The sequence below is a fragment of the Streptomyces capoamus genome (assembly GCF_014654935.1).
Taxonomy (GTDB): domain Bacteria; phylum Actinomycetota; class Actinomycetes; order Streptomycetales; family Streptomycetaceae; genus Streptomyces; species Streptomyces capoamus.
On the sequence record NZ_BNBF01000030.1, the window covers coordinates 1 to 8,055 of the forward strand.

The window sequence follows — 8,055 nt, forward strand, 5'->3', positions numbered from 1 at the left end:
TCCACCTCCCCCAACCTCATACCGGCAAGATGCCCACCACCAGGCGAGATCACCCAATGTAACGAAGCACTACTAGGGGGTCCCGGACGGAGGACGGGGGTCCGGCGACGGGACCGAGCCCGCCGCCCGTCGGCGCAGCGCCCGCTCCAGCCGGGCGACGTCCTCGGCGTCCTTGGCCCGGCGGGGCCGGGAGGGGTCCCAGACGGGCATCATGCGCTTGATCTCGATCTGAACGCGCGGATCCACGATCGGCGCCTCCAGCACGCCGATGCGGCCCGGCTCCGCACCGAGCAGGCCGGCCGGCCAGGGCGTGCCGGCCCAGGGCCCGCCGGCGACGGTCACCCGGCCCGCCGCGTCCGTGTCGACGAGGGTGAAGCTGCTCTCCAGGCCGTCCTCGACGAAGTCCAGCTGGAGGTCGGCGGGCGGTCCGGGCACAGGGGTGTGGCCCAGCCGGACCAGCATGCGGCCGAGGGGCGCCGCGTCCCGCGCCCAGGCGAACCAGTCGATGTCCCCGTGCTCCCGGGTGACCTCACCCAGGAAGAAGTCCATGGCCCAGCCGCCGCGCAGCCAGAGCGGGATGCCGTCGGCCCGGGCCGCCTCCAGCACCCTGGCGATGAGGTCGAGTTGACGCCGGGCACGCTCGTGGTCCACCGGTTCTGCCGCTCCTTCCGCCGGGGGAGGTCATGTTCACACGGCCCGGGCACCCGTGTCCGCCGAGTATGCGCGCGGTCCCTCGGGAGCTGTGGCGGCACCGCGGTCGTCCCGGAGGGCACCCCCCTGCTGACAGGGCCGCCGGTCAGGGGAGATCATCCCCCTCATGGACCAGCTCCCGCTGCCCCTGGAGGGCATCACCGTCGTCGCCGTCGAACAGGCCGTGTCGGCGCCCTTCGCGACCCGGCAGCTCGCCGATCTGGGCGCCCGCGTCATCAAGGTGGAACGGGTCGACGGCGGCGACTTCGCGCGCGGCTACGACACGGCGGCCCGCGGCCTCGCCTCGCACTTCGTCTGGTGCAACCGGGGCAAGGAGTCCCTCGCCCTGGACCTGAAGGACCCCCGCGGCCTGGAGGTCGTACGGCGGCTGGTGGCGGACGCGGACGTGTTCGTGCAGAACCTCGCGCACGGTGCCGCGGCCCGGCTCGGCCTGGACGCGGCCACGCTGTGCGCCCGGCACCCGCGGCTGATCGCCGTGGACATCTCGGGCTACGGCGGTTCGGGGCCGTACGCGGACAAGCGGGCCTACGACATGCTCGTGCAGTGCGAGGCGGGGCTGGTGTCGGTGACCGGGACGCCGGAGCAGCCGGTGAAGGCGGGCATCCCGGCGGCGGACATCGCGGCGGCCATGTACGCCTTCTCCGGTGTGCTGGCCGCGCTCGTGCGGCGCGGCACGACCGGGCGGGGCGGGCCGGTGGAGGTGTCCATGCTGGAGGCGCTCGCCGAGTGGATGGGCCATCCGCTGCACCACGCCCTGCACGGCGGCGAACCCCCGGCCCGCACCGGCCTCGCGCACGCGGTGATCGCGCCGTACGACGCCTACCCGACGGCGGACGGCGGGCGGGTGCTGCTGTCGGTCCAGAACGACCGGGAGTGGAGGCGGCTGGCCGAGCACGTCATGGGCCGCCCGGAGCTGGGCACGGACCCGGCGTACGCCACGAACGCCGCGCGGGTGGCGCACCGGGAGCGGACCGATGCCCTGGTCGCCGGAGCGCTGGCGGTGCTGGGCACCGAAGAGGCGCTGGCCCGGCTGGAGAAGGCCGGCATCGCCTGCGCGCGGCTGCGGGACCTGCGCGAACTGGCGGAGCATCCGCAGCTGGCGGCCCGGGAGCGGTGGCGTGAGGTGGGTTCGCCGGTGGGGCCGTTGAAGGCGCTGCTGCCTCCCATCACGCTGCCGGGCGGGGACGGGGCACGGATGGGTGATGTGCCCGCACTCGGGCAGCACACCGGAGCGCTGCTGCGTGCCGTGGGGATGACGGACGACGAGATCGCAGCGCTGCGCCGGGACGGTGTGGCGGCCTGAGCGCGGGCACCCCTGCTCGGGGTCAGAGGCCCTGCGGTGCGGTCAGTGACCGCCGAACAGCGAACGGCGCAGCCGGCGCAGTGGCGCGAACAGTGAGACGCGGCCGATCCGCGTACCCCGGTCGCTGCGCTGGTGCACGGAGTCGCGCGCCGTCAGTTCGCGCATCAGCGAGGTCGCCTCGATCGTCTCCCGCTGCGGTATGGCGGGGCCCGCCAGCACCGACAGATGGCGGTCGAGCCGCGAGCTGCTCGCGCTGCTCCCGCAGGTGATCGCAGGGACCCTCGCCCTGCTGCGCACTGTTATCTGTTCCATGTCACTCCCCACCCGTACGAGTCCACCCGGCCCGGGCAGGGTAACCCTATCGCTCCACCGGGGCACGCGTGTATCTCGGCCACAGGATTCACCTTCCCCGTAAGGGGGTTGACCACCCTTCTTTGACTACTCTCCGAATCCGACCGATTTCAGGGTGAGTTGGACAACCGGCTGACCGGTGGGCTGTGCTGATCCACCGTCAGGTTCGACGGTTACGGCGAGTGACGTGGAGGAGGAGTCGAGCCCCTTCGCGACCAGGGGCGTGTCGCCCGCCAGGAGCCCCAGGGAGCGCGGTTGCACGCGGGGGCGCAGGAGCCAGAGCTGGTGTACGCGTCCGCCGGCCGGGACGCCGTATCCGCTGAGGGTGACGACGGCCTCCCGCTCGGAGGCGGAAGCGATCACTCCGATACTGCGGCCCCGGGCGTCCTCGCTGCTCGTCGCGCGGGCGTCGGGAGCGGCCAGAACGTGGGCGATCTCACGTGCCCGGACCCGCTCGGCGGCGAGCCGGTCCTCGCTGCGGTGCGCCTGGACGGCGAAGAGGGAGGCGACGACGAGGGCCGCGGCGGCGGTGACCGTGGCGAACGGGGCGAACGGGGCGAACACAGCGCGTCTGCGGGGCGGGCGGGCGCGCCCCGGCGGGGGCTGGGTGCCCCACACGTGCGGCGGCAGCAGGGGTGCCTGCGCCCGGCCCGGAGCCTGCGCAGCCGTACGGGTACGGGCCGGCGCCGGCTCCTGCGGGGTGCTGCGCACGGCGGACAGGACCCGGTCGCGCAGCGCGGCGGGCGCCGGGGTCGCCGCGGACCAGGCGAGCCGGACCGCGTCCTCGGCCAGGTCCCGCACCTCGGCGGCGCAGCGGTCGCACCCCGCCAGGTGTTTCTCGAAACGGCGCCGCTCCCCGGCCTCCAGGGCGTCGAGCGCGTAGGGCGCGGCCAGGGAGTGCGGGTCCCCGCGGCGCAGCAGCCTGCCGAGGATGCTCATACGGCGCCTCCCAGGCACTGGCGCAGCCGGGTGAGCCCGTCGCGCATCCGCGTCTTGACCGTGCCCAGCGGCAGCGACAGCCGCTCGGCCACCTCACGGTAGGTGTACCCGTCGTAGTAGGCGAGGGTCACCGACTGGCGTTGCAGGGCCGTGAGCCGGTTCAGACAGCGGCGCACCCACTCGCGTTCCAGCCCGGCCTCGACCTCCTCGGCGACCTGGTCGAAGGCGGGTTCCCCGGCGCGCAGGGCCTCGCGCTGCTCGCGTTCCCCGGCGGCGCGGGCGCTGCGCACCCGGTCGACGGCGCGGCGGTGGGCGAGCGTGAGGATCCAGGACAGGGCGCTGCCCCGGCCGGGGTCGAACCGGGCGGCGGAGCGCCACAGTTCGAGCAGCACCTCCTGGGCGACCTCCTCGGACTGGGCGGGGTCCCGCACCACCCGGCGCACCAGCCCGTACACCGGGCCGGACACCAGTCCGTACAGGTCCTCGAAGGCCCGCTGGTCGCCGCCCGCCACGAGCACCAGCAGCTCGTCCGCCTGCATCCGGGCCCCCTCACCGTGGCCGCAGCCGGCCCTTCCTCGCGCACCGCGCATCCGCACCGAGACACACCTCCCCGATGGGTTACGGATCAGCGGGCCGAAAACGCGGGTGGCGGAGCGGGAAAAAGTTTTTCGCCGCCGACCAAACCGATCGGCGCCTCCGGTCCGTATACCCGTCCGTCAAAGGCAAGTCGGCACTGAGGACGGACGGCATGACACCTCTCTTCTCCAGGGGCGCCCTCTCCCGGGGGGCGTCCACCGGGCGCGGCACGGGACGCACCGGACTGGTCACGCTCATCTGCGGCGCGCTGGCCGCCGGAGGGCTCACGGCCGCCGGCGTCGCCACCCTGGCACCCGGGGCGGCCTCCGCGTCCTCCCACCGCGAGGCCCCGCTGATCTCGGGCACCCCGCAGTACGACAACACGGACCTGTACGCGTTCGTCAGCCCGGACAAGCCCGACACGACGACGATCGTGGCGAACTGGATCCCGTTCGAGGAACCGGCCGGCGGACCGAACTTCTACACGTTCGCCGACGACGCCCAGTACGACCTGCACATCGACAACAACGGTGACGCGCAGGGCGAGCTGGTGTTCCGCTACACCTTCAAGACCCGCACGAAGAACGGCAACACGTTCCTCTACAACACCGGTCCGGTCACCAGCCTGGACGACCCCGACCTCAACATCACGCAGACGTACGACATCGACCTCATCAAGCTCAGCCACGGGCACGAGATGTCGAAGACCAAGCTGGCCGACGACGTGCCGGTGGCGCCGTCGAACGTCGGCAAGGCGTCCATGCCGGACTACGGCAAGCTGCGCGCGCAGGCGGTGTACAAGACGGCGGGCGGCGCCGCGACCTTCGCCGGCCAGGCGGACGACCCGTTCTTCGCGGACCTGCGCGTCTTCGACCTGCTGTACGGCGGGAACCTCACCGAGGTCGGCCGGGACACCCTCAAGGGCTACAACGTCAACACCATCGCGCTGCAGGTGCCGAACGACCTGATCCGCGAGTCGTCCCACCAGCCGGTCGTCGGCATCTGGTCGACCGCCCAGCGCCGCAACGCGCAGGGCTACTACAGCCAGGTCTCGCGTCTGGGCAACCCGCTGGTCAACGAGGTCGTCAACCCGCAGAAGGACAAGGACAAGTTCAACGCCTCGCAGCCGGCGTACGACGGGCAGTTCCTGAAGAACGTCACCAACCCCGAACTGCCCAAGCTGATCGAGTCCATCTACAAGATCAAGGCCCCGGCCGAGCCGCGCAACGACCTGGTCGACGTCTTCCTCAAGGGCGTCAAGGGGCTCAACCAGCCGCCGCACGTGACGCCTTCGGAGGAGCTGCGGCTGAACACCTCGGTCAAGCCGAGCATGCACCCCAAGCGGCTCGGTGTGCTGGACGGCGACAACGCCGGCTTCCCGAACGGCCGGCGGCTGGGCGACGACGTGATCGACGCGGCGCTGCAGGTCGTCGAGGGCGAACTGGTCGGCTCCAAGAACGACCTGGGTGACGCGGTCGACAAGAACGACAAGAAGTTCGAGAGCTACTTCCCGTACGTCGCCCAGCCCACGGCCGGCTCGCGCGGCCGGCTCGCCAAGGGCACGACGGCGGGTGCCGATGTGCGCAGCCAGCTCGGGGACGCCCTCCAGCCGGCCGGGTCCGCCTCCGGCGGTTCCGGGAACACCATGCTGATCGCCGCCTCGGCGGCCTCCGGCGCGGCCGGGATCCTGCTGATCGGCACCGCCGTCGCGTGGTGGCGCCGGCGCCTGCAGCGCGCGTACTAGATCCCGCACCCACCCAGACCGGCGCGGCCCGTGATGCCCTCCTCCCCCACGGCGGGCCGCGCCTTCCACACGAGCGACGTCAGGAGCAGTCATGGGCCCGCGCGGGCAGGACGACGAACAGGACGCGCAGAAGGCGAACCGCGCCGACGAACCCGGCCGGCCCCAGCAGGCCCCGGCCACACCGGCACCCACCGCTTCCGGCCCCGGCGAAGTACGGCCGGCGTCCGCCACTCCCGGCCCCGGCCGGCCCGGGCAGGCCCAGGTCACGGCGGTCACCGCGACTTCCGGTTCCGGTGAACCCCGGCAGGCCCCGGCCACACCGCTGCCCACCGCTTCCGGCCCCGGCGAAGTACGGCCGGCGCCCGCGGCCTCCGGCCCCGGCGAGTCGGGGAGCGGTGAGGAGCGGGGAGCCGGCGGGGAGGAGGCCGACGGGGACGAGCGGGTCGCCGCTGTCCGGCGGGTCGGCGCGGTCCGGCGGCTGTGGCGGGGCGGTGCTCAGCTCGTCGTCGCCGCCTCGCTGCTGGCGGTCGCCCTGACCGGCGGTGCGATCGCGCTCGGCACGGACGGGTCCCCGGCGTCCGTGCGGGTCTCCGCCGGCGCCGTGGATCCCGGGGTGCTGGGCGGCGGGGACCTGGACGCGGCCATCACCGCGCTGCAGACGCACCTGCGGGCCCAGCCGAAGGACCACGGCGGCTGGGCCACCCTCGGTCTGGCCTACGTGGAGCAGGCCCGGACCAAGGCCGACCCGTCCCGGTACCCGCAGGCGGAGCAGGCGCTGCAACGCTCCCTGTCGCTGGCGCCGGACAACGACCAGGCCCTGGCCGGCCGCGCCGCCCTTGCCGCCGCCCGGCACGATTTCCACGGCGCCCTGTCCTTCGCGGACGCGGCCCTGCGGCGCAACCCCTACAGCGAGCGCGCGCTGTCCTCCCGGATCGACGCCCTGGTCGAACTCGGCCGGTACGCCGACGCGGCGAAGGCGGCGCGGACCGCCGACGCGCGCAAGCCGGGCGTACCCGTCTTCACCCGGTACGCCTATGTGCGCGAGCTGCGCGGGGACGTGCGCACGGCGCGCCGCGTCCTGGAGCAGGCGCTGACCGCCGCCGCCTCGCCGGGCGACACGGCGTACGTGGCCACCCAGCTCGGCCAGCTCGCCTGGAACCAGGGCGACCAGCGCACGGCGCTCACCTACTACGCCCGCGCCCTGGCCGCCGACGACGGCTACCTCCCGGCGCTGGAGGGCCGGGCCCGCGCGCGGGCGGCGAGCGGTGACCGGGCCGCGGCCGTCAAGGACTTGGAGACGGTGGTCGCCCGCGCCCCGCTGCCCGGTCCGCTGGTCGCGCTGGGCGAGCTGTACGAGGCGCGCGGCAAGGCCGGCGACCGGGAGCGGGCCCGGCAGCAGTACGCGCTGGTCGACGCCTGGATCGCGCTGGCCCGCGCCAATGGCGTCAATGCCGACCTGGACACCGCGCTGGCCGCCGCCGACCACGGCGACAAGCGGGCCGCCCTGCGCGCGGCCCGCGCCGAGTGGGCCCGCCGGCACACGGTGCACACCGCCGACGCCCTCGCCTGGGCCCTGCACGTCAACGGCCGTGACGCCGAGGCCCTGCCCTACGCCCGCCGGGCCACCGCCACGGGATACCGCAACGCCGCCTTCCGCTACCACCGCGGCATGATCGAGCTGGCCACCGGCCACCGGGCGGCCGGCCGTGCCTCGCTCACCGCGGCCCTGAGGCTGAACCCCGGCTTCTCCTGGCTGGGCGCCGACCGGGCCCGCGAGGCGCTGGAGGGAGCCCGGTGAAATTTCGTCCGCTGTCCGTACTGCTGGCCGTACCGCTCGCCGGGTGCGCCCTGGCCCTCCTGCCGGCCGGCACCGCGAGCGCCCATCCCCTCGGCAACTTCACCGTCAACCGTTACGACGGCCTGGTCGCCGCTCCCGGCCGGCTCCGCGTCGACCACGTGGAGGACCTGGCCGAGATCCCGGCCACCCAGGCCAAGCCGGACATCGAACGGCTGGGGCTGGACGCGTGGGCCCGGCAGCGCTGCGCGCGGGCCGCCGCCGACAGCGCCCTAACCGTCGACGGGCGTACGGCCGCCCTGACGGCCGCCCGCAGCAGCGCGCGCCCGCGCCCGGGCCAGGCCGGTCTCGACACCCTGCGCGTGGAGTGCCGGCTGACCGCCGCGCTGCCCCGCACGGGCACCGTGACCCTCGGCTTCCACAGTGCGGGTGCCACCGGCGGGCCCGGCTGGCGGGAGATCACGGCGCGCGGCGACCGGATGACGCTCACCGCGACCGATGTGCCGAAGCGGTCCGTCTCCCGCGAACTGACCGTCTATCCCAAGGACTTGCTCTCCTCCCCCGCCGACACCGTCACCGCCTCGGTGCGGGTGCGGCCGGGCGGCCCGGCGCTCGCGGCGGACGCACAGCGGCAGG

At 74.3% G+C, this 8,055-nt stretch carries 7 protein-coding genes and 1 pseudogene; 4 read left to right on the forward strand and 4 right to left on the reverse strand.

The genetic code is table 11. From position 1 onward, the window contains the following. Positions 1-72 precede the first annotated feature (72 nt). Positions 73-651 (reverse strand): nucleotidyltransferase domain-containing protein, encoded by a 579-nt coding sequence (locus tag IE312_RS32935; protein WP_189985902.1) that lies wholly within the window; start codon positions 649-651, stop codon positions 73-75. A gap of 166 nt (positions 652-817) precedes the next feature. Between IE312_RS32935 and IE312_RS32940 the strand changes: the two genes are divergently transcribed. Further along, positions 818-2,014 carry a CaiB/BaiF CoA transferase family protein gene (locus IE312_RS32940; protein WP_189985903.1) on the forward strand — a complete coding sequence of 399 codons (1,197 nt, stop codon included), beginning with the start codon at positions 818-820 and terminating at the stop codon, positions 2,012-2,014. A gap of 42 nt (positions 2,015-2,056) precedes the next feature. On the opposite strand, the gene IE312_RS32945 is transcribed toward IE312_RS32940, so the two are convergent. The 3 genes from IE312_RS32945 to IE312_RS32955 form a co-directional block, all read right to left on the reverse strand. After that, positions 2,057-2,326, reverse strand: a complete 270-nt coding sequence (locus IE312_RS32945) for a hypothetical protein (RefSeq protein ID WP_189985904.1) — start codon at positions 2,324-2,326, stop codon at positions 2,057-2,059. Between the two features lie 126 nt (positions 2,327-2,452). Further along, positions 2,453-3,304 carry an anti-sigma factor gene (locus tag IE312_RS32950; RefSeq protein WP_189985905.1) on the reverse strand — a complete coding sequence of 284 codons (852 nt, stop codon included), beginning with the start codon at positions 3,302-3,304 and terminating at the stop codon, positions 2,453-2,455. Further along, on the reverse strand, positions 3,301-3,843 hold the full coding sequence (locus tag IE312_RS32955) for a sigma-70 family RNA polymerase sigma factor (protein WP_189985906.1): 543 nt from the start codon (positions 3,841-3,843) through the stop codon (positions 3,301-3,303). The genes IE312_RS32950 and IE312_RS32955 overlap by 4 nt, the downstream gene beginning before the upstream one ends. Positions 3,844-4,052: 209 nt before the next feature. On the opposite strand from IE312_RS32955, the gene IE312_RS32960 reads away from it, so the two are divergent. The 3 genes and pseudogenes from IE312_RS32960 to IE312_RS42935 form a co-directional block, all read left to right on the forward strand. After that, positions 4,053-5,624, forward strand: coding sequence for a DUF4331 domain-containing protein (locus tag IE312_RS32960; RefSeq protein WP_189985907.1), 1,572 nt, complete (start codon positions 4,053-4,055; stop codon positions 5,622-5,624). A 91-nt stretch (positions 5,625-5,715) separates the two neighbouring features. Then, positions 5,716-7,422 carry a tetratricopeptide repeat protein gene (locus tag IE312_RS32965; protein ID WP_229900717.1) on the forward strand — a complete coding sequence of 569 codons (1,707 nt, stop codon included), beginning with the start codon at positions 5,716-5,718 and terminating at the stop codon, positions 7,420-7,422. Then, positions 7,419-8,055: pseudogene (locus tag IE312_RS42935) on the forward strand (nickel transporter); the annotation flags it as partial. The gene IE312_RS32965 and the pseudogene IE312_RS42935, both read left to right, overlap by 4 nt.